Origin of the sequence: Massilia pinisoli, assembly GCF_024753285.1 — a bacterium.
Lineage (GTDB): Bacteria > Pseudomonadota > Gammaproteobacteria > Burkholderiales > Burkholderiaceae_D > Telluria > Telluria pinisoli.
Window position 1 is genome coordinate 1 of sequence record NZ_JANUGW010000035.1, and the last position, 22,874, is coordinate 22,874.

Here is a 22,874-nt window from a genome sequence, read left to right on the forward strand (position 1 = left end):
CAGGTTGCGCTTGACGATGCGGCGCTCGTCTTCCGTCAGGCCGTTCGGGTGCTTCCACAGCTCGATGTCGCGCTGCATGTTCACTTCCTGCGGCATCCAGTGGTTGGCGCAGCCGGCCAGGTATTTGTCCCACGCCCACTCGTACTTGAACGGTACGAGCTGGTTGACGTCGGTCTTGGCGTTGATCATGCGCTTGTCGTCCGCATTCACGCGCTTAGCGACGTCGGCGGCGTCAGCGTAGTTGGCATTCGATGTAGCGGCAGGCATGCCTGCCGGCTCTTCGTCCCATGACAGCATGAGCGTTCCCCTTGCAACGTTTGCGGCCACCCGGCCGCTGGCACGACGGTACCGCACGACGGTCCAGTCCGCTTCGTGGGCGATTACGGGTCAGGTTCGGCGTCTACCTAGCGCTCGCGGACCTGCACTTCAGGTTGCGATATCTTTTCCATGCTGCTGCCTGATCTGTCGCGCCCGGATCGCGACTGGCTGACCTGGTCAGGATGGATTTTCGGCCCTATGACTTCCTTGCCTTCTCGTAGCTGCTGGGTGATCAGCTCTTTACCGATCGCGATAAACTTCGCCTCGTGCCCGGGCAGATGTGCCTCTGCAAATTTGCGGGCTGCGTCTAGCAGGGCGTACGCCTGGACTAAATCCGGATACTTCTTCACCGCCAGAGTGGGCTTGTCATTAACGAACGCTGATAATTTCTCGTTCAGTGTCTGATCCACTGGCTTCGCGAGGGATCTCGGGCGCGCGAGCCCCTGCTCTCGTACAGCGCCTGGCTCGATCAAGTTGGCCGGTTCCCGTTGATTCAACTGCGCGAGGTCAAGCTCCGTCGGCTTGTAGCCGGCAACCTGCAAGCCGTTGCGTGTCGCTTCCATCCATGCCGCGCGCCGAAAGCTCTCCGATCCCTTCACGGTGACGCTGTTCCAGCCACGTTCCCTGGCGATCTCAACGAGGGCAACAATGACTTCCGGATGCTCACCTCTTGTCGCCAGGCGAGCGCCACGATCGACAAAAGCAGGCGAACGGTCGGGGAAATAATAATCGCTGTCGACCTTCAGGAAGCGCTTGCGCACGGAATCGGGTACCGTAGTCAATCTGGCAGTGTCGCGATCAACTTTATCGGGCACAGCAGCCTGCGTCTGCACCGCTGCCGGCTTCTCGCCGTTGACCTCTTGGGCGTCCATCTTCAGCTCAGGCGCAAGCCTGTCGAACTCCACCTTGTAGTTGGGATCCTCGTGACGGTTGCGGCCAACCACCGCAAGACCCAGCTTGCGAGCGGCGGCATCCTTGATCATACGTAGCGTTCCAACATCCGACTGGGCGATGGCAGCGGCCGGTTTGGCGACGGCAGTGGCGTTTCGCGGCGCGCTGAGGGCACGCGACCGTTCCAATAGCTGACGCAGCAGCCGTGCGTCCTCGGCATCTTGCAAGTCCTGCGGGTCAACTTCACTGATCGGTCCTTTGCCGATATCCCGACCAGCCTCGATCACGTTTTCCTTTGCCGCTTTTCCTGCCTTGGCGATGGACGCCTTGGCCGCACCCGCATTGCTGGACGAGTCTGCGCCTTGGACTGCCGTCTTCGTCTGGGGTCCCACCTCACCGGATTGCACGTCAGGCCTACCTTGCGTCTGTGCGACAAGTGAGGGGCTCGTCTGCAAAGCCTGGCCTGACCGATCCAATTGCGCGCGCCGCAGTTCCGTCCGACGCTCAAGCGCGGCCTGGAACGCGACATGCTGCTGCATGAAAGCGATTCCTTCCGGTGTTGGGACGGGCGCGGGTGGCAAAGGTGGCAGGTTGTCCGTCTCAGTTTGTGCCAAATTGCCTTGTCCCCGCACCTTCCCTGGCTGTACGTCTTGGGTCGGAAGCGCCTCGGTAAGCACGTTCTTCGTTTTCGAACTGCGTGAAGAAGCCCGCGCTCGCTTTGGCTTGACGCCCTCCTCTGCCTCCTCCACGATTTGAGCCTTTGCGGTGGTCCGTCTTTTTGGCTTCTCCATCTCCGCACTGATATCTATCCCCGCCAATTCAGCCGTCTGGCTCATCGCTGCCTTGTGCGCCTCCATGCCGGCCGCGCCGGCGACGCCGCCCTCTTTTTGCTCGTCGCTCATGTCACTGCTCCTGTGAGGATTCAACGGCCTTCATGAATGAGCCGAACGCCTTCTTCAGGTCGTCATCCGTGATCGGCTCGCCTTTTGGTAATTCGACTTTGGAGAAATCGACGGCATACGCGGTCAGGTTCAAGTTGCCGAGCTTGCCGAAATCTCCAGGTGTGACCGATCGCGTCGGAGCGGCGCCTGCGGAGAGTTCGACAATACTGGTCGTCGACTCACACGCCACCGGCGCGGATGTCAGTTCGACTGAAATGGGCCGGATTGCCGGGACAGGCAGGTTTGCCCGGGCCGCGAACAGGCCCAGCTTCCAGAACCAGATCTTCTTGCACAGGATCGGCAGCATCCCCTCGACGGCAATGATCTCGTGGTTCTTGCCCATCTGTTTGACTTCCTGCGGGTTCATCAACGGACGAGCTACTTGGGAGACCGTGCTGCTTCCCCCACCTGCCTTGCTGGAAAACGTAAAACGTTGGCGCGAGCGGGAAACCACCTCCGCCGTATAAGGACCGAGCATGCGGGAAATATCCTCGGCATACTTCTGTTCGCGAGGCGCGAAAATGACGGACGCTCCGCAGCAACTCATGATCGTCTCCGCGCCATCGGCGCCGTAGACCTGGCGCAGCTGCGATACCGCCTGCACGATGATGAAGGCGCGCAGTCCGTAGCCGCCCATCAGACCAATGGAATCCAGGACGATAGGCATGCGCCCCATGGCCGTGAATTCGTCCTTGATCACGGCCACCTCGTGTTTGAGGGTCGGATCGTCCTCAGGCATCTTGTCCATGTTGCAGTCATAGAGCTGCGTGAAGAACAGGTTGAGCAGCAACCCAAGACGGCCAAGATCGCCTGGATTGACGCCGAAATAGATCGAAATCCGCTCGCGGCGCAGGTCACACAGGTTGAACGAATCAGTGCTTGTCGCCGCATCCACCAAAGGGTTTGCCCAGAGCTGGAGCTTGGCCGTGAAAGTCTTGCGGATCGACGACTGGGTTTGCGGACTCAGATGGATGAAGTCGTAGAGCATCCGCTTGCAGGTCGGCGAGAGCGGATTGTCACTCCCGTCCCGGCGCGCGATCACCCCGCGCCAGTGTTCGCCGATCCCCTCCGCCTCCCCATACATGATCTGTCTGAGCATCTCGCCCAGCGTACGTGGCAATACCGGCGTTTCGATGACGTACAGCGCCAGCCCAAGGAACAGATCTCGGCACGATGCGGGCCAGAACGGATCGCCGCTCGCCGGATCCGGCGACAGCATGTTCGCGATCTTCTGGAGCGCGTTGATCCGCAGGGCCGGCTCGTCGGGTACATAAAATCGAGAGATCGGGTTCCATTGCGCGGTGCAGCCATCGGGTGCAAGAGGGTCGAACAGGAATACCTTGGAGAACAGTGAACGCCACCCGGCCGTTATCCGGTAGCACTCCTTGCGTGTGTCGTTGATGACGAAGCTGCCGCGCCAGCTCAGCGCGTTGGGCTGCACAAGTCCCGCGCCCTTCCCTGTCCGCGGACCCGCGGCGCAGAATGCACCACGCTGCTGTCCCAGCGTGATCAGTTTGCCGCCCATGCCGAAGAGACCGCCCCAGCGACCGAGCACCAGGCCGTCATCGTCGAACAGTCCCGCTGCAGCCACCTCCCGGCGCGTCGCGAACCGGGCGTCGCCGTGCAGCGATCGCTTCGCCGGACGCATCAGGCAAACAAGGGTGGCGATGGCCGCACACCAGCCGCCGACAAGACAGATGACGAGCCAGCGCCGCGTGTACGGGTCGTCGCCATACTGCTGCCAGTACGCCAGCACGGTGAACGGCGTGGCTGCGTATGGCGGTAATAGAGGGCTGTGCAGCTTGACGAGGAAGAGATAGCTGGCGAGGTAGAACGCGAGAACGACGCCGCCGGCCAGCATGCCGGCCACGACGAGGGTATGGTGCCGCTCGCTATCCGCAGGGGTCATGAGCATGTTGGTCTCCTCAGCCGAGCTGGCGCATCGCGAATGCCGGATCGAAGTACACTTCGGAGACGGCGCGTTGCCCATCCGGCAGCCGCTCCATCTGCACGACGATGTCGACTAGTGCATGCAGGGTAGTCATGATGTCGGCAAGCTCCAGTCCACTTCCCTCCGGGCTGCCCTTGATCATCAGCGCCAGGCGACGGAAAGCCAGTTTCGCGCGCGTGGCGTGGACCGTCGTGATGGTTCCCGGGTGGCCGGAATTGAGCACGTTCTGGATGAAGAAAAACGACTCGTCGCCGCGCAGCTCGGCAAGCAGCACGCGGTCCGGACGCATGCGCAGTGCCGCCTCCAGCAGGTCGCGTGGAGCCAGCTGCGACACGCCGTTACCGCCCTTCGGGTACGACAGGTTGACCTGGTTATCGTGCGAGAGGCGCATCTCCCGCACATCCTCGACGGTGACGATCCTCTCGTGCGACGGGATCAGTGTAGAGAGCGCGTTCCCCAGCGTCGTCTTGCCCGAACCTGTCGCTCCGGACGACACGATGTTTTTGCGCCGCTTGACGGCGAGCGTGAAGAATCGTTCCCACTCCGCCAAGCGAAACAGGTCCAGCAATTCCCGGTCAGACTCCGGCAAGGCAGCTTCGAGCGCATTGCGCTCGTCCGGCGCCAGCGACAGCGATTGCTCGCATCGGGTCGCGCCGAACGCCCCCTGAGCAATCAGTTCCCGCAACGAGAAGACAGTCGAACTGGGCCTGCGAATGGTGATCGACACGGTCCCGGTCGGGACCGCCGGCGGGATGACGATCTGGACCCGCTGGCCGTCCGGCAGCTGGGCACCAAGGAGCGGGTGGGCTTCTGTGATGTCCTGACTCGAACGGTTACGCAGCAGCTTCGCCAGGTCCAGGCACCAGTCGAAGCTCAACACCGGCAAGCGATGGGTTTCCCACCGTCCCTCACGTTCCGCGACGAGGAGACCCGGGCAGTTGATCACGATCTCGGTGACACTCGCGTCGTCCAGGAACGCGGACAGCGGCTCGAGCGCAAGTGCCACCGTGGACTTTTCAGGATGGTTTTCGCATACGTCGCGCATGGCTGGCCTCATCTTGCGGTAGAGGGACGTTCCTGCAGCGCATACACGTCCCGGAAGTCGAGATCGCGCGCGACGTGGATCACGACCTGGGACGCCTGGGGCGCTGTCAGGGTCGGAGGGATGTTCAGGGTGGTTTTCAGCACGTCGCTCATGACCTGTTGCGCGTCGCCCGTAATGTTGGGAAAAGCGATGGTCGTGTTGTTGTTGCCGCCGCCCTGATGAAGGGCTGTGAGATATGGGCCGATGTCGCTGATTACGCTCAGCAGGATCGCGGCGCCGAAGCGATCCCAGAAGTGGTTGTCGACGTCGCCTGTGATGCCCGGGCGGCCGAGCCAGTCCGCGCCGATCGAATCGACATCGACCAGCACGTGGTTTGGCGTCTCGCCGCGCGACCAAACGATGCCGACGCGGCGCTGCCCCTGCGCCACGCCGTTGGCCTGCATGCCTACCCACTTCGTGCCGCGTTCGAGCAGGATGATCTTGCCATCCGCGCCGCGCACGTCCTCGGTCTGGATGCACGTGACGGGACCCGGCAAGGTGGTATCGAGCGCCTCGACCACATCGCACGGTATCTTGGTCCCACGCGTGATCATCATGCCCGGGTCTGCCAGCATGTATGCCCGGGATGCCGGCGCCTGGGACGGCGGCGTCGCGTTTGCCGGACCGCTACCAGCGGTTTGGATTGGACCTGCGGGGCCCGCTGCGCTACTCGCGACGTTCGGAAGGCCACCATTGGACTGCGGCGTATCCGGCAGCTTGAACGACAGCGGAGACTCCAAGCGCTGCTTCATGCGTTGCTGCGCAGGCGTCAGCGGACTGGTACCTGCGGTGGCACCGCTGGGCGTCAACGCCGGCCCTGCCACATTGACGGGTACGCTCGCCGGCATCGCTGCCGGCGACAGCGAAGACAGCGTCATTTCCGGTCTGGTTTCGGCAAACGCCGGAGCCTTCAGCGGCGGGAGGCTTGTAGGCACGGGCGGCGCGGCTTCGACCGGTGTTTCGGCAGCCTCCTTGTGCCTGTTGTAGACGGCCGCGTAATAGCGCCACAGCGCCAGGCCAGCCACCGCCACCACGCTGACGATGATGATCAGGTTTGCCGCCTTGTTCTGCGCGCGCATTCCACGATCAACCGTCGCGTCATCGCGTTCTCCTTCGATGACGTTATCCATCTCGACATCGTCCTTGTCGCGCTGGCGTCGTCCGAACGGAAAGATGTTCATTGCGTTCCTCCCTTGACGATGCGTTCGACCCGCGGCGACGAGGTTTTCGTCACAGGGGCTGCCCCACCGGCGTCGAACCGTTCGTTGAATACGCAGGCCACCGTCGATCCCGAGCGCAGAACGAACTTGCGGCGCACGCCGTGGACCTCAACCACGCCGTCCGGCGTTACGTTGACGTTCACGACCCGCTCAAGCTCATCGCCATCGCCACTGGCGGCGTAGATCGCCGGTATCGGGCTCCGCGCCGCGAAGCGCAGATACGTAACCGCGCCGTCGTCCCATGCCTCGACCGGGGCCAGCTCGTCCGCGCCCTGGACGGTATAGCTGCGGTTGCGGACGGGGCTGGTCTGCTGGAGCAATGCCTCGATCCGCTCCTGCTTCCTGGCCTTTGCCTCGGCCGCCTGTTCGTCCGCCGGATACCTGAAGCGCACCGTCAGGTATCCCATGTCCTTCTTCGCGGCCAGCTTCATGTCGAGGTTGTAGGCGCGCTTGTTGGTGATCACCTGTATGTTCGTCGCCGGCGCCGTCACGGCCGGCTTGAAGAACACGCCATTGCGCCTGCCCGTGCTCGCGGCCTGCCAGGCGTCGGTATCTCCGCCCACCATGTCTACCAGTTGCTCGTCCGGTTCGAACAGGATCATCGTCGACGTGCCGACCTTTCCGTAGATCGTCACCACATTGTTCGGGTTGTAGTCGACGAAGCGGATGCGCGGATCATCCTTCGACGCTATCGGATCCTGGGCTGCGTGAGCCAAACCAGCCAGCGCACCAGCCACCACGCAAACGATCAGCTTCGCGTTCATGGCGATACCTCCCGTGCCGTTGCCACCGGCGCGGAGAGCGCCACCGACCGCCCCTGCCCCGCCAGGACGGGAGCGGCCTTCTCAGGCTGCCGCATTGCTGGTGCGGCGACGCCAAGGTCGGGATCCTTGATGTAGTCGGTGATCTCCATGCCGAGATCATTGACGCGGCGGGTGCGTTCATCGGTCGCCACGTTCACCCAATGAAAAGGAATCGTCGCGATCCAGCTGGCGGCCTCCCCGGCCGGCTGGTCGGCCCTCGAGAGGCACGACGTGAAGCTCACGCGTACACCGGTCGCGGCGCCGAGCCCGTTGCGCAGGATGGTGATAGCGCCGATCTGGACGCGCACCTTCCCATCCTTCTTGTACACGTTCATCGGCGACGCGGGATTGGCGGTGTCCCAGTACGCAGCCCATTGCGCCTGCAGGCGGGGGCTCATGAAGGCGGCCGCGTCATAGTAGGAGTCCTCGGCCGTGTCGAACGTGTAGCCTTCGCGTGCGCGCAGAAAAGTGGCGATGCTGCGCCGGATGGTCGCCTCCTCCGGCGACAGCTGGTATGCCGCGAGCGACATCAGCGGCCTCGTGGCGCCGGTCGACTTGTCGACGACCAGCACTTCGGGCGGCGGCGCCGGCCGCATGGACGTATGAATGGCGCCGGCGGCGATCGCGAACGCCGCGATGGCGAGCATGGACGCCCCGGCCGCCACCCTCCATGCGGTCCTGCGCGAACGTTGTTCCACGTCCGTTCGCCGGTCGGACTCGGCCGCGGAATGTTCCAACAAAAGCTGTATGTCGTCGTGGGTTTCGATAAACCGGCGCAGCTCATCCACATGGACAGCGAGTGCGTCCCTAGCGTTCGTGGTCTGCATGAATGGCTCCTATGCGGCGGTGCCGCAGCTTGGATAGGTGGCGCCGGTCTGTGCCGACACGTTGATGGGGCGACGGTCCGTGCCGTCGCAGGTGGGCGGCCTGGAGGCACAGCCGTCCAGTACTGCCAGGGTCACAACCAGCAGGATCAGTTTGCGCATGGCGTCCTCACCGTTTCGTGTGCGTGATCGAATTTTTTGCCCGCCCCCGGGACAGGCCCTTGGTGGCGACCCAGGCCTTGCGACCGACGTAGCGGACAGGCCTCGTCGAGTAGTCGGCACCCTTGCCTATGAGGCTACGGCCGTGGCGATACATGAGGTGCCCGGTCAGCCGTCCCATGCCGAACGAAGACAACGAGACGCCGCCGGCGAGTCCTGCGGCGATGGTCAGGACCGATGCGAGCGCGAGCAACGAGATCAGCCCCATCGCGAGGAACGGAAAGATCTGGTCGACATCGCCCGCGTTCGCGATCGCCGCTTCGGATGCCGCCCGCGAGAACAGCTTGAGCACCAGCAGGTTGACCGCCATGACGAGGATGGGAACGAGGAAGTAGTTGCTGAGCTGCCGGATCCAGGCATTGAAGTAGCCCGACGTTGTTTCGAACAGCAGGCTGATGATGAACAGCGGGCCCAGCGCCAGGATCGCCGTCAGCGCGACTTTGGACAGCGCCATCAGGAAGAAGCCGTACGCTGTCACGATGATGGTCAGTGCCCATACGGCGATGGCCACGACGTAAAGACCCACATCGCCGCGAAGGATGCCGGCCTTGCCCCAGAATTGCTTTCCGATGTCGAATCCCTGGCTGAGCAAGGCATCGAGAGCGCCGGTAAAGTTCGTGGAGTCCGGCGAGCGTGCCACGGCGGCAGCCATGTCGTCCGGGCCGTGGAGGAAGGTCGCGGTAATGACGGTGTTGTACTCGGCCAGTCCGATTCCGACGCCAAAGATCACGGATATCTTCAGCACCCTTTCGGCCATGTCCATCAAGGGTTCCCTGATGGCTCCCCGCATGCTGGCGAAGCCCCAGAGCACGATGTACAAGCCGAGAAAGGTGAACGCCGCGGGCGCGATGGCCCTGGCGACAGCGGCGACCTGTTCACCGACGTACGCATCGCACACCCGCTCGATATATGCGAGGCTGTCGGTGAAAAAAGTGGTCGGGGAAGCCATGACTTTGCCCTATGGCGTTACGCGGGGAAACCGACCGGTGCCAGCGGAAGCGATACGTTCCGCCTGCAGCGCGTTCACGCAGTTCGGATCGTCGCCTGTACGGCCCGGATCGTTCGCACAGGATGCGAACACCTTTTTCCGCACGTCAGGCTGCTTCAGGTAGTCGTCGACCGTGAGGACAGGTCCGGCTGTTGCCTCGGCGACCACAGGGCTCTGCTTGGAACAGGCGGTGCAAGTGGCTGCCACAAATACGGCGCAAGTAATGACGGCGGTGTGTATGACGTTCATGATGGGCTCCTTAGGATGTAGGTATGCGTCAGGGCAGCCTGGTGTCGATCCTCGGGAAGTTGCCCAGCCCCGAGGAGGCGGCACGCATCTGGTCGATCATCAGCCGCTGCGCCTCCTCCTGTGCCGCTGCGCCGTTCGCCGCCGCCGTCAGCTGGTTCTGGTCCTTGACGAGGCTGGCGTGTTCGATGGCGATGGCGTTGGCAAGGTCATACGCGGCCTTCGGGTCGTTCGTCGTCGCGAGGGCGCCGGTGAGCGTCCGCAAGCGCTGCTCGCGAACCGCGGCGTCGTTGTACGCCGCCTGCGCCATGGCTTGGCTGGCGGCGGAGAGATTTTGCGACTGGCTCAGGAACAACCGCAAAGCGGGTGGCAGGCTCGCGGCCTGCGCGGGCGTCAGGATCGCCTGCGTCGCCCTGATTTCCTGTGCGAGCGCCGACAGTTGCGTCATCGATTGGGCCCAGTCGGGCGGCAGCACACGGGCGGACGGCTGCAGCAGGTTCGCCATGCCGCGACTCCCCGTCATCGACTCGATCTGGAAGCGCATCTGCAGGTACTGCTGCTCCCACGCCCGCACCTGTTTGACTGCTTGGACCAGCGCCTTCGGATCGGTCACGACCAGCTGCGCGTGCGCCGACAGCATGCCGCTGCCCATGAGAGCGGCGAGGATCACGTTCCGGTATTTCATGCCTTGCTCCTTTCATTGATGAAGTGCGGGTACCAGCTGTCAACATCCTCTCCGTATTGCGCGATCAAGCGGTCCATGAGCGCGAGATTGGACGTGCGCGCGGATAGCACGGCGAGGTCGTCCTCCATGCCGTCGAGGGGCAGCTTGAGGACAATCGAATGGTGCCCCTGCTTGAACAGGAACATGCCGCTCCCTTCCGGCATGTCGGTCTTGATGATCTCGAATTCGCGCTCGGACAGGCCCAGACCGTCGACGTAGTCCTTCCGGCGCGCACCGGGATTCGGGAACAGGAACAGGGTCGCGACCTGCTCGACCAGCGTGCGGCTGATCGGATGGTTGATCGCGTCGCCCGGAGAGTTCGAATCGAGCGCCACGAAGCCGTTTTTCTTCCGCAGCGTGCGCAGCATGTCGTCGCAGAAGCTTGCAAATTTGGCGTCGCCCAGCGCCTTCCAGAATTCGGAAATCCAAACCGCAAGCCTGCGCCCGTCGATCAACCGGCTCGTGAGGTGGAACAGGTGCATGTTGATCGGCGTGCGAAGTTCCGGATCGTCGAGGAAGCTGGTGACGTCGAAAGCGGTGGTCTGGACCGAGCCGAGGCTGGATGCCAGCGTGTCGGCATGGTTGTCGAACACCCAGGCCAGCGTACCGTCCTTGCATCCTGCTTCGCGCGCGTGACACCACTTCGACAGGCGCTCATAAACGCTCTCTGCGCCCTTTGGCAGGTAATCCAGCACGCGCCCGAGGCGACGGTTTTCAGGCGCGAGGCGCATGACTGCATCGACCGCGTAATCGAGCTCCTTTTCTTCGGACACGCCGAGGGGCTTCGTGTCGATTTCGATTCCGTCCTGCGTCTGCATCGGACGCGACACCAGTCTGCGCACGAGACGACGCAGGTAGGACATGGTCTCCTTTTCCTGCGGATCGAGACTGAATGGGTTCCAGCCGGTCGGCAAGCCGGGCTCGATCCGATAGACCTTGCCACCCAGGCGACGCACCGCGATTTCGGTATCGCGGTCCTTCGAGAACAGGACGGATGTCAGGCCAAATTTCTGCATCATCGTCAGCAAGAACATCGCCGCGGCGGTCTTGCCCGAGCCGGTGGGGCCCAGGAACATCGAGTGAGCCACATCCTTCTTGTTGCCGCCGTTCCGTGCCTTTGGATCGGCGGCGTGCACGTTCAGATAATGCGGCGTGCCCGCGGCGGTCACCAGCATGGTCACAGCGTCGCCCCAATGGTTGCCGCTCCGCCTCCCCAGCGGGAAGTTATGTAGGGGCATGAACCCACAGGCGTTACGGCTGTTGATCAGCGAGAGCCTAGGGCGATACCGGTGATTCCCCGGCAGCTGCGCCCAATAGGCCGCCTCGCACGCGAGGTCCTCGCGCGCGCTGACAATGCCGGCGTCTGTCAGGACAGTGCGCACCTTGTCAATGTTCTGGTTGAGGTCCCGAAGCGTGACGCCCTTTACCTGCACGCTGTAGTGGTGCGTTCCCATCGCCGTGCGGCGCGATGCGAGATCATCGGCGGCATCCGGCAGTTCCTCGCGCTGCGACACTGCCGCGTCGCCCGCGTTTTCCATCTGGACGCCGGCGGTCCGCATCCGCTCCAGCGCCGCGTCCTTACGCGAAAAGTTGAAGGACTGGGTGATCACCAGCTCGCACGGAAGCGTCAGCAGGTCATCGAGGTAGATCGGATGCGTCTCGGCCGGGTATCCGTTGATACCCAACATGGCCGAATAAGCGGTGCTACCTGCCCTCCTGATTTCAATGGTTTCGGCACCGAACAGCGGCCGCGTAGTACCGATCAGCGACCGCAGGCGGCACGGGGCAAGCGCCACCCGCTCCCACTCTCCGTTCGCCAAGTAGCCGAAGAACTCGGCCGGCTCGGAAAACCATACCCCGCCGCGTTCATACAACGCCAGCCGTTCGGCCTCGTAATAGCGCAGGGAGGCGACCAATCCGTCGACAATGGCATCCAGTTCCGCCACGTTGTCGCGCCGCTCGGCCTCGATCGCCTCGTCCGTGCGTATGGAGAACAGCCTGCCCAGCGCGCCGCCAGTCCACCACGGGTTGGGCCGGAACACCACGGTCAAGTACAGCTCGTTGGCCATCAGCTTTTCGCCACCAACCTTCGCGGCGTAGCGGGCGTTGAAGTCGCGCGCGAAACCCGGCGGATAGGAGCCATCCGGATAGTTGTTTTCTTCGCGCCGGATGATGTGCTGCCAGAGCGTGATACGCGGATCGGCAACGCTGAGCATGATCCTGTTCAGCCTGTCGTGACGGCTGTTCAGGTCGGCGTTGGACGCGCACTCGAATGCGGCGCCACTCAATCGTAGTACGCAGACGTAGTCCCCGTTGCCGGTCTGGACCACGCTCGGCGTCAAGTGAAAGTCGTAGGGAATATTCTGCGCCTGAGACAGTTCACGTGGAGCCGCGCGTGCACGGCTGCGGCCCTTGGAGTCAACTATCGGCATGGCTGTTCTCCAGTTTCAGGCGTCGTTGCATGCGCCACCGTTGAAGAAGCGTGATCCGCCGCCGCAATGCCAACGGGCTGTACGAGGAGGCGGACCAGTATCCGCGCGTGGCGACAAGGCAGTTCGCCTTGGTCTGCAGCCACAGCAGGAAGAGCTCGAAGGCACGGGGGTCCTTTAGGCAGACCAGGTAGCAGATGGCGTGGATCGGAACGCAGATGAGCATCCAGAGCAGGCTCTTGGTCCAGACAAGGGCCTCGACCGATACGATAAGGTTGATCATCAGGGCCGGATACGGTACGCCCCACTTCATCGCCGGCCTCGTGAGGCCGACGGCGAGCGAGTCAACCTCAATGCCGTCGTCATCCACGTCATACTCCCGTGAATGCGCGGATCCAGGCCACGATCTGGTCGTTACCAAACATCATGATGACGCCAATGACTCCGCCAACGAACCAGCCCCAGTTGACACGTCCCATCAGGCACAGGACCCCGACGACGAAGACCGCGAAACCGGCAAATGGCGTGAGGGTCTGGACGATGTCCGCCTTCAATTGCGTGCCGGAGTTGGCAAACGGCGGTGCCGCGAAGGCCAGGGCCGGGAGCAGTCCGCAAGCGAACGCGAGACGTGACAGGACACGCTGCAGGGAACGAGCAGTTTTCATGGTGATTCCTTTAATGTGGTTGGAAGTCGGATGGAGCGGCGCTTCGCCGGTAGACGTCCCAGAAAGGCGCTGGGGCAGCTCCAGGCATTGCCCGCCTCATGGGCGGGACTACGTCAGGCTGGGGACGGCGTGCACTGACTCTTACCGCACCGTCTTGTCCTGTGCGCTTCAGCTCGCGCTGCAGCGCCCTGACGTTCTCCTCGTGGCGGTGCACTTCGGCTCTAGCACCGTCATCAGAGGACTGCTTTGTCACCGCACGCGCGGCGTCGAGGGCCTGTCGTTCGGCTGCAAGCTCTGTCTCGAGAATCACGCGACGATCGGCCTCGCGCGCCATCTGCACGGCCCTCTCGATTACCGGAAACGAATCATTTCCTTGCGCCAACGCATTAAGTGATACTGCGCAGAAGAACAGCGACCTCAGAAGCAAACTCATGTCCAGCCTCCTTGCGGTGACATGGGCTTGACGATAGATTAAGTCGCAGGTTAAAACTTTGATAAGCATCATTAATTCAGGTGTTTAATTAACACCTTATTTAAGTACACTTATGCGCCATGACTCGGCGCCTCAATTGTCCAGAAAGGTGTTCATGAGGAAAGACAAACGGCTGACCGAGGACGAATTCGAAGCGATCAGGCCGTATCTGGCCAGGATGAAGGATCGCAATGTGGAGGCGATCAGGGGAATCCTCGTCGATGGCCGCTCTCAGAAAGAGGTAGCAGCGGAACTGGATGTGTCGGCGGTGGCGGTGAGTTCCATGGTGCGGAGCGCATGGGAATACCACGTCACGCATGGGTCCCGTCCGGAAGGATGGGTCAGTGTCAGCGTGGTCCTACCTCCCGAGATGGCGGAACTCGCCAGGGAGATGGAACGCGCGGCACGCGAAAATCTAAAGGCGAAAAAGTGAAGATCTTTATCCCGGCCAATCAGAAAGGCGGCGTTGGCAAGACCAATATCGCGTTCAACTTCACCCATTACCTCGCCGAAGAGCGCAACCGTGTGCTTGGCGTCGATGGCGACGAACAGGGCAACTACAGTCGCGTGATGAGTGAGTACGTGCAGCCGGGACTCGGGGCAAGCCACCTGTTTGGCGATGTCTCCATATCATTGCCCCAGGTGTCCGGCGCGATCAGCGTGATCCAGGCTGACCGGGAGGGATTGCGCACGGTGGAGCGCTCCAGCGTCAGCGATGCGCAGCTGGTCACCAACCTGCAGGCGCGTCTCGCCGAACTGGCGCCCTCCTTCGACTACGCCGTCATCGACTCGGCCGGATCGAACAGCCGCATCACAAATGCCCTGCTCTTCGTGAGCGACTTCGCGGTGATACCGACCAAGATCGACCAGGACAGCATTGACGTATCGGTGGAGGTGCTGAAGCGTGTCGCTTCCATCAAGAGCACCTGGAACCCGGCCCTTGTCAATCTCGGCATCCTGGCGAACGAATACGACTCGCGCCAGCCCACACAGGTCAAGAGCCTGAAGGCACTGCTTGGCAAATACCCGCAATTCATCTTCCCTGCATTCATCGCGGACCGCTCGGCGTACCGCGAGGCTTCCGCTGGCCGGACGCCCGTATGGCGGCTGAAGAACGAAGTTGACGGCCGCACGAAGACCTCCGCTCGCGAGGCGGCAATCGAGATGCGCACCGTCTTCCGCATGCTGCTCGACCGGATTGAGGGGCAAGCATGAACCTCGACCTGACCGGCCTAGCCGAAATCGGTCGGCCCGCGGCGGGGGAACCGTTGCCGGTACCACTCGACGCCATCAGTTACGACTCGAATCAGCCGCGCAAGCATTTGGAAGAAGCCGCACTACTGGAGCTTGCAGAAAGTATCCGCGCGATTGGGGTCGTGCAGCCGATCTCGATACGCCCCGACCCGGTGGCGCCCGGTCGCTACATCATCAACTATGGTGAGCGTCGACATCGCGCATCTGTCATTGCGGGCATGCAGACCATTCCGGCGTTCGTGCACAAAGCGCCCGACGACTACATGCAGGTCGCGGAAAACCTGCACCGTGCCGACCTGTCGCCGATGGAGATGGCGCTGTTCATCAAGCGCCGGCTGGACGCGGGCGAAAAGAAGAACGAGATCGCTGCGAAGCTGGGCTACAAGAATGGCTACGTCACCGAGCACTTGGCGCTACTGGAGGCTCCGCCGTGTGTCGAGAAGGCGTATGCGAACGGTGCGACCTCGGCCCGTACATTGTACGACTTGAGACGGCTCCATGATGTATTTCCGGAGCAGGTCGACGCGTGGTGCGCGAGCGGCGTTGAAGTCACGCGTGATACGGTCGAGGCACTGGCACAGAAATTTCGTCGCGACGAAATTTTGACCAATGACCCTGAGCTACGCGTACCGTCCAGTGCATCCTCTGCACACGACGTTCACATACCTGCGTCTACAGGAGACGCGACTGCGACTGGGCCGTCCAGTGAGTCGCATACGGCTTCTGCCTCTGTTCGCGGCACTAAGCCTGTCGTCGCTACGCGACCGACAGGTCGGTCCTCGACACGATTACTCATTCGAGTGCAGCACGGTGGACGCAGGGCTACGGTGCATGAAGACAGTGTTGTTCTCATCCGGTACGACGATGGTGGTACTGCCGAAGTGCCCCTTGCGAATACTATAGTTCTGGGCACCGCCGCGGTATAGCCCGTCGTCTCGAAACCGATACCGGGACATCCCATGCACAGAACACGATTTGTGATGAAGATGTCGGCGAGGGCCGTGCTGGGTACGTTGCGCTTGGCCCTGTTCACGGCATTGCTGCTTGCCTCGCGCATGGTGGTACCGCTGTTTCGTCTTGCGGTGACAGCCGGCATTGTGCTCTTTGGCTTCTGTGCGTTGGCGAGGCGTGACCAGACGACGCCGATGTGGGCGGGTGCGGTGCTGGCACTTGCCGGCGTCGCTTTGGAACTGGCGCTTGGCGCGGCCGTTCGCGCGCTGGCGCCGTCTGATGTCGTTGTGATTTCCGAGGTGTGAGCGCAGTGGCGAGATTGTCCCGCAGTCCCGAAGGGACGAGGACCGTCTGTTAATCCGTCAGGATTAACAACGTAAGACGACAGTCTATCCTGCCCCAAGAACTAGAAGACAGAACACGACCACTGAACCTGAAGTGCGCGATGCTACATCGAAGTCGATACGCAACCGGACTTTGAAGGAGGCTCGCAATGCCGACGATCGGGGCCACACTGGACGCAGAGTCAAAGAAGCGATTCACGGACGTCGCGCGGACGCGCAACCTGACACCGTCGCAACTTGCCGGCACCTTGATCGCGGAGTTCTTGAAGCCTGAGCACGATCGAGGCAGCACAAGAGCTGGAAGCAGGACGCACCAGACCAAAGCCATGGGAGGTCGCAACGGCCGCAGGCCGCCGCGATGTCATGCGGGACCTGTCCGCAAGCGTCGCCAAGCTGCGTGCCAGAGGTGACCATCCGCTGGCCGACCAGGTCGAATACTTCATGCATGGCATGCCGTCCGTCGATTCCGAGCGCCGGAAGCTGCAGCGCATGCTAACCGAGCAACGGGAAAACCGTCGGCAAGATCGCGACCAGGACAGGAAAAAAGGTTCCTCTAAATAGGACGCTTCGACCTGATGAACCGCAACGCTGAATAGGATGGATCGTCCTATCCTGGAGACTGGTGGTCTGCTTGTGGTACGTGCCAGCCCGATCGAAACCAGTCAGAAAGCCCGCGCTGCGGCGCCAGGAAAAATCATGACCGAAACAAGTCGAACAGACCAGCCTGACGCGCTTCCATTCGAGAGATCGGCGCGTCTCGTGAGTTGCGTCCGCGATCTGATTGATGCCGTCGCCCTCCTGCTGGCGCTCCTGGACGCGCCGGATTCAACCCGGGCAGACGCCAGCAACGGAAGTAACTCATGACACTTCCGAAGCGCAACACACTTCGACCATTTGCCGATCCCGAGTACTGCCCACCGGACCATGAGGACTTGCGTGCCGTGATCGAGATGCTCGGCTACACCGGAGAACGAGTCGCGATCCTGGTGGGCGCCTCGGACGGACGCGTCGTCCGGCGGTGGCTTGCAACGCCAACGACCAAATCGCACTCGCAGATCGCCTACGCGGCCTGGCGCCTGCTGCTCTTAGAGGCGGGCCTCGTACGGCCGCCAAAGCGCAAAAATATTCGAAATCCGCTTGAGTCGGCCCAAGATGCCACGGACAAATCGTCCTAATCTAGAGATATCCGCAGACTGCGTTTGGAGGTAATCATGAATTCCAACGAGAAGGTAATCGCTGCGCTTGCACCGCAAGAAGTGTCGATAGACGTGCTGCGGGAAAAGTATGCCAAAGGCGATGAACGTGAAATCGACGACGTCCGGCAGCGCGTGGCCATTGCCCTCGCCGCTACTGAACCTGCCGACGTGCGGGAAGCGCGAGTGCAGGAGTTCATGTGGGCCCAGCAAAACGGCTTTATCGCCGGAGGCCGCATCAATTCGGCGGCCGGTCTGGATACGCGTGCGACGCTCATCAATTGCTTTGTGCAACCGATCGGCGATTCCGTCACCGGCGATGCGGACGGTCTGCCGAGCATCTATACCGCCTTGTCCGAAGCTGCGGAAACGATGCGCCGCGGTGGCGGTGTTGGCTACGATTTCAGCCCGATCCGGCCGGCGGGCAGCAAGGTAAAGGGCACCCGGTCGCGCGCATGCGGTCCCCTGCCCTACATCGAACTTTTCAACTCGTCGTGCAAGACTGTCGAGTCAGCCGGTGCTCGGCGCGGGGCACAGATGAGCGTACTGCGCGTTGACCACCCCGACATCGAGGCATTCATCGCAGCCAAGGATTCCGGCAACCTGACGCGCTTCAACCTGTCTATCGGCGTGTCCGACGCGTTCATGCAGGCCGTGGCCGAAGGCCAGTCCTTCGAGCTGGTGCATAGTGCCGAGCCAGATGATGACGCGATTGCGGCAGGGGCATACCGGCGTGACGATGGCATGTGGGTCTACAGGCAGGTCGACGCCCTGGCCCTTTGGGGCAAGGTCATGCGATCGACGTACGACCACGCGGAACCGGGGGTGCTGTTCATCGACCGGATGAACGCAGAAAACAACCTGTGGTACGCGGAGCGCCTGAACGCCACCAACCCGTGCGGCGAACAGCCCTTGCCGGCCTATGGCTGCTGCGACCTCGGCTCGCTGAACCTGACGTGCTTCGTGGTGCAGCCCTTCATCGAGGGCGCGAGCTTCGACTTCGACCGAATGCGGCAGGTGGCGACCATCGCCGTGCGCATGCTTGACCTGGTCCTCGACGCCACCGTGTGGCCGCTGGAGAAACAGACTGCGGAGGCGCATGCCAAGCGCAGGATCGGACTCGGCTTCCTCGGCCTGGGCAGCGCTTTGGTGATGCTGGGCTTGCGGTACGACTCGGACGAGGGACGCGCCGTGGCGGCCCGGATCGCGTGCGAATTGCGGGATGCCGCATACGAGGCGTCGATTGAATTGGCTAAGGAGAAAGGCCCGTTCCCGCTGTTTGACGCCGAGAGATACCTGGAGGGCCAGTTCATCACCCGTCTGCCGGCGCACCTGCGCGACGCGATCCGGGAACATGGAATTCGCAACTCGCACCTGCTGTCGATCGCCCCAACCGGCACCATTTCGCTCGCCTTCGCCGATAACGCGTCAAACGGCATCGAGCCCGCTTATTCCTGGACTTATAACCGCAAGAAGCTGATGCCGGATGGCTCCGCCAGAACCTATGAGGTGGCGGACCATGCATGGCGTCTGTACCGGCGACACATTGGACGCGCTGTTGCCGACGACGCGTTGCTGCCGGCGCAGTTCGTGACGGCCTTGCAGATGGCTGCAATCGACCATTTGCGCATGATGGAGGCGGTACAGCCGTTCGTCGACACCGCGATATCGAAGACGATCAACGTGCCCGCCGATTACCCCTACGCCGACTTCAAAGACCTCTATAGCGCGGCATGGCGCGCTGGCCTCAAGGGGCTGGCTACCTACCGCCCCAATCAGGTGCTTGGAAGCGTGCTGAGTCTTGACGCAGGCGAGACGCCGCCGGCTCTTTTCGACGACGATCCGCTCTTCAAGCGGTTCGACCGGCGCCCCCGCAGGGATCTGGAGTCGGTCACGTCCAAGATCGAATATTCAACACAGGAAGGCAGCAAGCCCCTGTATCTCAGCATGAGCTTCATCCCGGTCGACGGCGTGATTGATGGCCGCCGGGTGACGATCGAACGCCCGTTTGAATTCTTCATGCCAGCTGGCCAGCGCAGCGAAGGGCAGCAGTGGATCACGGCGTCGATGCGTCTGCTGTCACTGACCGCGCGCGCCGGCGGATCGATCGCGAAGGCGCTGGCCGATCTGCGCCAGGTCGTATGGGAGAAAGGTCCAGTGCGCTGCGGCCTCTTCACCAAAGAGGATGGTACGAAAGTGCCTATGTATCACGACTCGGAAGTGGCAGCGATCGCTTTCATGCTCCAGCGCATGCTGATGCGACGGGGTTTCCTCGACGCCTCCGCCAACCAGGTGCCAGTCGCTGTCCTGGCCCGTCGGTATGCTGCTCGCCGCTTCGACGACGTGTCGGACGTAGAGCCTGCACCGGTAGACGTGACATCTACGCCAGCGACACCGGCCGCCATCGGCGCCAAGTGCCCGGAGTGCGGCGCGCGCGCCCTGCAAAAATCGATGGATGCCAGCGCTGCACCGAATGCCACTACATTGGTACCTGCGGATAAGGATCGTATTGCTTCTGCTCGATTGACGACACCGAACGCCCCATGCGCCGTGGTGTCGTCGATCGATGAGATCAACCTTCTCATGGCCGAAAAGGACTGAACATGTTTGACGCCTTTGCAGCACTCGAGACGCCTAAGTACGTGGCAATGCATGTCGAGCTGCACAATGTTCGACTGCTGGACGTTGTGCCCGGCACCGACATTTACCAAACGCTCACCATCGAGTACCAGGGCGAAACCAGAACGGTCGTCGGTGGAGGACAGTGGAGCGATGAAAGGAGCCGCCGCGATGTGGGCAAGGTCGGCTACCTAGTCCGCGCCGCCTCGATATCGACTGCAGCCATGCCGGCCGGCGCCTGCTACTTTCGGCCGTACCTCGACCAAAGCTTGCGTCGAGTACCCGAATTGGACGACCTGCGCGGCCGGCGCGATCCAAACGGCCGGGTTGTGGAGACGGTGGGCTGGTGGTGCGAAAGCAAGCCTCGGGGCTTCCTTGCTCCGGCAAATCTCGTCCCCGGTGAAAACGGAAGGTTTATCCCGGACGAGACTATCGCGATAACGGTCCGCATTCCACCGGAATTCGTTCGAGAGTGCCGCGCCGTACAGCGCTCGCCGGAAGAGGTTTTGCACGGCTTTGTTGGCGATCTCGCCGGCATTTCGAATTATGTGAGTAAGCCGCGTGCCGACAAGTTTGGGAGCAATGGTAGCGACGAGCGGAGGTATGCCGAGCAGTGGCTGGACCGAGCTTATGGCATGGATCGGGCGGACGTCGACGCGCTCGAAGCGGACGATGCCGAGCGTGCTGAACGACAGTGCGACTACGACGATCTGGCTGCGCTGCTGGACGACTACGTCTCCGCCGGTGGCACTCCTAGCGAGCTGCTTAATGCCGTAGAGCGATTGGTCGCAAGTCGAGCGCACAGCGAATAATTTTCCTGCCTACCACCTCTTTCGCGTTGCTTGAGCTGAGCCATAATGTTACACGGTTCGGAAAACCGGCTGCGCGACGAATACACGTTGACCGTTGCTTCTGCCCCACCAAAGACCTAAAGCACCAAAAGCCGCGAAACGCAAATAGCGGCAGTGGCCGCAAGCGAATCCGTTTTCAACGTTTGACTAACCCGGGAGAGCCGTCATGGCAGTGATCGGAGCAGCAGTCGACAGTGGGACGAAAGAAGTGTTTGAATCACTTGCGCGAGCGAGGTCGGTGACCTCGTCACGATTGGCCGCGGTTTTGATCAGGGACTTCATCAGGGCTGAGGAAGGCAATAGGCAACAAACCACGGACACCGACTTGCCTGCAGCGGCGCATATTCCGGCGCGTGCCGGCGCCAGGACGGAGCAGGTCTATGTGCGCATCGAGCCGTACTATTACGACGAGCTTGGGCGGCTGGCAGCGCAGCGGCGGTGGTACCGCAGCGCTTATCTTGCCAACCTTCTCTACGCGCATATCGACAGGCGTCCGGTCCTTTGTCATGACGAGGTCAACGCCGTGCGTCAGGTTGCTCGCCAACTGGCCGACATCGGCCGTAACGTCAACCAGATCGCCAGGAAGGTCAATATCGACCCAGACCACGCTGACTTTTCCACCTTAGACTTCGAGCTGATCCGAATGCTCCTGGACATCGAAACCGCGGCAGTCAAGGAGCTAGTGCATGCGAATCTGCGGACCTGGGGAGCTACCGATGTCCAGTAAGCACACGATCCTGTCAGACCGAGCCGGGCGCAAGTCGGGCTTGCGGCGCCTCCTCTATCGCCCACACGAGACACCGGGCAGCCAGGGTGAGGACTGGCAGTCGACAAAGGACAGGCTGCGGCGCACTGTGGCGCGTGTTCCCGAAGTCGTTATCAAGGTCACTGGCGGCGGGTCGAGAATTGTCGGCGTGCTGCGGTATATGAACTACATATCGCGCGGGGGAGCACTCATCACCACTGACGAGAATGCCCGGCGCCTGAGTGGGCAGGACGTTATTCGAAGCTTACATGCTTCCTGGGACCTCGATTTGCAGCGCACGCATGACACGCGCGGCGTGGCCTTGCACCAGTCTTTTAACATCATCTTCTCGATGCCGGCAAAGACCAACCCCGACAAGCTGTTCGAGGCCGTGCAAGTCGTCGCGCAAGAGCAGTTTGTGGATCGCCAATACATCATGGCGCTGCACACCCCGGAGACCGACCCGAGTGCCAATCCCCCGCCGCATCCACACGTCCACGTGATCGTGCGTGCCGAAGACGAGAACGGGCGACGGCTTCATATTCGAAAGGCCACACTACGCATTTGGAGGGAGGCATTCGCTGCGGAGCTTCGCGCGCGTGGAATCGAAGCAAATGCCACCTCGAGGGCGGAACGGGGCGTATCGCTCAAGGCTTGCGGGAGCGCCGAGTACCACATCAGGGAACGCGGCGACGTGTCGAAGGCCGAGGCACGGCGTTTCGCCCAAGCGGCCGCCGACCTGCGAAGAGGCGAAACGGAAACCACTCCGTGGGAAGTGGCGATGGCGGCGCGGCGGCGGGACGTACTAAAGGAATTGGCTCGTAACGTCGCAGCCTTGCGTGATGAAGGCGACGTCGAACTAGCCGAACAAGTCGAGCGCTTTGCACGCGAGCTTCCGCCGCTGGACACAGAACGGCGGAAGATGCAGCGTGCCCTGATCGAGCAGGTCAATTGGCGCCTGCAGCGACAGCAGATAAAGATCTCTGAGCTGCCAGATCAGCAGCGTGATACGCAATGAATTTTCCTTGTGGCGTCATCCGAACCATAGGGGCGCAAAGTCCATTGGCAGACACATACAGTTCTGGCTGCTAATTTCAGTCGGTGACTCGGGCGACTAAGGGCGTCCGATGGGTAAGGAAGTT

At 62.0% G+C, this 22,874-nt stretch carries 23 protein-coding genes and 1 pseudogene; 10 read left to right on the plus strand and 14 right to left on the minus strand.

Going from position 1 to position 22,874, the window contains the following annotated elements; genetic code table 11:
* The 14 genes from NX784_RS27930 to NX784_RS27995 form a co-directional block, all read right to left on the minus strand.
* Positions 1–297, minus strand: a 297-nt coding sequence (locus NX784_RS27930; protein WP_258819940.1) for a ribonucleotide-diphosphate reductase subunit beta, incomplete at its 3' end; no start/stop codon positions are given.
* Positions 298–404: 107 nt separating this feature from the next.
* Positions 405–2,111, minus strand: coding sequence for an LPD7 domain-containing protein (locus NX784_RS27935; protein ID WP_258819941.1), 1,707 nt, complete (start codon positions 2,109–2,111; stop codon positions 405–407).
* Position 2,112: 1 nt separating this feature from the next.
* Positions 2,113–4,065, minus strand: a complete 1,953-nt coding sequence (locus NX784_RS27940) for a type IV secretory system conjugative DNA transfer family protein (protein ID WP_258819942.1) — start codon at positions 4,063–4,065, stop codon at positions 2,113–2,115.
* 10 nt (positions 4,066–4,075) lie between these two features.
* Positions 4,076–5,146, minus strand: a complete 1,071-nt coding sequence (gene virB11, locus NX784_RS27945) for a P-type DNA transfer ATPase VirB11 (RefSeq protein WP_258819943.1) — start codon at positions 5,144–5,146, stop codon at positions 4,076–4,078.
* A gap of 8 nt (positions 5,147–5,154) precedes the next feature.
* A complete protein-coding gene (locus NX784_RS27950; protein ID WP_258819944.1) occupies positions 5,155–6,366 on the minus strand; it encodes a TrbI/VirB10 family protein in 1,212 nt (403 codons plus the stop codon).
* Positions 6,363–7,169, minus strand: coding sequence for a TrbG/VirB9 family P-type conjugative transfer protein (locus NX784_RS27955; RefSeq protein WP_258819945.1), 807 nt, complete (start codon positions 7,167–7,169; stop codon positions 6,363–6,365). Before NX784_RS27955 ends, NX784_RS27950 begins: the two co-directional genes overlap by 4 nt.
* On the minus strand, positions 7,166–8,035 hold the full coding sequence (locus tag NX784_RS27960; RefSeq protein WP_258819946.1) for a VirB8 family type IV secretion system protein: 870 nt from the start codon (positions 8,033–8,035) through the stop codon (positions 7,166–7,168). The genes NX784_RS27955 and NX784_RS27960 overlap by 4 nt, the downstream gene beginning before the upstream one ends.
* A gap of 9 nt (positions 8,036–8,044) precedes the next feature.
* Positions 8,045–8,194 (minus strand): hypothetical protein, encoded by a 150-nt coding sequence (locus tag NX784_RS27965; protein WP_258819947.1) that lies wholly within the window; start codon positions 8,192–8,194, stop codon positions 8,045–8,047.
* 7 nt (positions 8,195–8,201) lie between these two features.
* Positions 8,202–9,200: a TrbL/VirB6 family protein gene (locus NX784_RS27970; protein ID WP_258819948.1), complete on the minus strand. Its 999-nt coding sequence runs from the start codon at positions 9,198–9,200 to the stop codon at positions 8,202–8,204.
* A 9-nt stretch (positions 9,201–9,209) separates the two neighbouring features.
* The gene (locus tag NX784_RS27975; RefSeq protein WP_258819949.1) at positions 9,210–9,488 is read right to left on the minus strand and encodes an EexN family lipoprotein; all 279 of its coding nucleotides are present in this window, start codon (positions 9,486–9,488) and stop codon (positions 9,210–9,212) included.
* A 28-nt stretch (positions 9,489–9,516) separates the two neighbouring features.
* On the minus strand, positions 9,517–10,170 hold the full coding sequence (locus tag NX784_RS27980) for a type IV secretion system protein (protein ID WP_258819950.1): 654 nt from the start codon (positions 10,168–10,170) through the stop codon (positions 9,517–9,519).
* Positions 10,167–12,641 carry a VirB4 family type IV secretion/conjugal transfer ATPase gene (locus NX784_RS27985; protein ID WP_258819951.1) on the minus strand — a complete coding sequence of 825 codons (2,475 nt, stop codon included), beginning with the start codon at positions 12,639–12,641 and terminating at the stop codon, positions 10,167–10,169. Before NX784_RS27985 ends, NX784_RS27980 begins: the two co-directional genes overlap by 4 nt.
* Positions 12,628–13,008, minus strand: a complete 381-nt coding sequence (locus NX784_RS27990; protein ID WP_258819952.1) for a VirB3 family type IV secretion system protein — start codon at positions 13,006–13,008, stop codon at positions 12,628–12,630. The genes NX784_RS27985 and NX784_RS27990 overlap by 14 nt, the downstream gene beginning before the upstream one ends.
* 1 nt (position 13,009) lies before the next feature.
* Positions 13,010–13,303 (minus strand): TrbC/VirB2 family protein, encoded by a 294-nt coding sequence (locus tag NX784_RS27995; protein ID WP_258819953.1) that lies wholly within the window; start codon positions 13,301–13,303, stop codon positions 13,010–13,012.
* 587 nt (positions 13,304–13,890) lie between these two features.
* On the opposite strand from NX784_RS27995, the gene NX784_RS28000 reads away from it, so the two are divergent.
* The 10 genes and pseudogenes from NX784_RS28000 (at position 13,891) to NX784_RS28045 (ending at position 22,750) form a co-directional block, all read left to right on the plus strand.
* Entirely contained in the window at positions 13,891–14,208 is a 318-nt protein-coding gene (locus tag NX784_RS28000) for a TrfB-related DNA-binding protein (RefSeq protein WP_258819954.1), read from the plus strand.
* Positions 14,205–14,990 (plus strand): ParA family protein, encoded by a 786-nt coding sequence (locus NX784_RS28005; protein WP_258819955.1) that lies wholly within the window; start codon positions 14,205–14,207, stop codon positions 14,988–14,990. The genes NX784_RS28000 and NX784_RS28005 overlap by 4 nt, the downstream gene beginning before the upstream one ends.
* Positions 14,987–15,955: a ParB/RepB/Spo0J family partition protein gene (locus tag NX784_RS28010; protein ID WP_258819956.1), complete on the plus strand. Its 969-nt coding sequence runs from the start codon at positions 14,987–14,989 to the stop codon at positions 15,953–15,955. The genes NX784_RS28005 and NX784_RS28010 overlap by 4 nt, the downstream gene beginning before the upstream one ends.
* A 33-nt stretch (positions 15,956–15,988) precedes the next feature.
* Positions 15,989–16,285 carry a hypothetical protein gene (locus NX784_RS28015; protein WP_258819957.1) on the plus strand — a complete coding sequence of 99 codons (297 nt, stop codon included), beginning with the start codon at positions 15,989–15,991 and terminating at the stop codon, positions 16,283–16,285.
* 402 nt (positions 16,286–16,687) lie between these two features.
* Entirely contained in the window at positions 16,688–16,885 is a 198-nt protein-coding gene (locus NX784_RS28020) for a hypothetical protein (protein ID WP_258819958.1), read from the plus strand.
* 299 nt (positions 16,886–17,184) lie between these two features.
* Positions 17,185–17,499: a hypothetical protein gene (locus NX784_RS28025; RefSeq protein WP_258819959.1), complete on the plus strand. Its 315-nt coding sequence runs from the start codon at positions 17,185–17,187 to the stop codon at positions 17,497–17,499.
* A gap of 36 nt (positions 17,500–17,535) precedes the next feature.
* Positions 17,536–20,018: pseudogene (locus tag NX784_RS28030) on the plus strand (adenosylcobalamin-dependent ribonucleoside-diphosphate reductase).
* A 102-nt stretch (positions 20,019–20,120) separates the two neighbouring features.
* A complete protein-coding gene (locus NX784_RS28035; protein WP_258819960.1) occupies positions 20,121–20,948 on the plus strand; it encodes a hypothetical protein in 828 nt (275 codons plus the stop codon).
* A gap of 205 nt (positions 20,949–21,153) precedes the next feature.
* Positions 21,154–21,714, plus strand: a complete 561-nt coding sequence (gene mobC / locus NX784_RS28040; RefSeq protein ID WP_258819961.1) for a plasmid mobilization relaxosome protein MobC — start codon at positions 21,154–21,156, stop codon at positions 21,712–21,714.
* A complete protein-coding gene (locus tag NX784_RS28045; protein WP_258819962.1) occupies positions 21,704–22,750 on the plus strand; it encodes a relaxase/mobilization nuclease domain-containing protein in 1,047 nt (348 codons plus the stop codon). Before mobC ends, NX784_RS28045 begins: the two co-directional genes overlap by 11 nt.
* Positions 22,751–22,874: the final 124 nt, after the last annotated feature.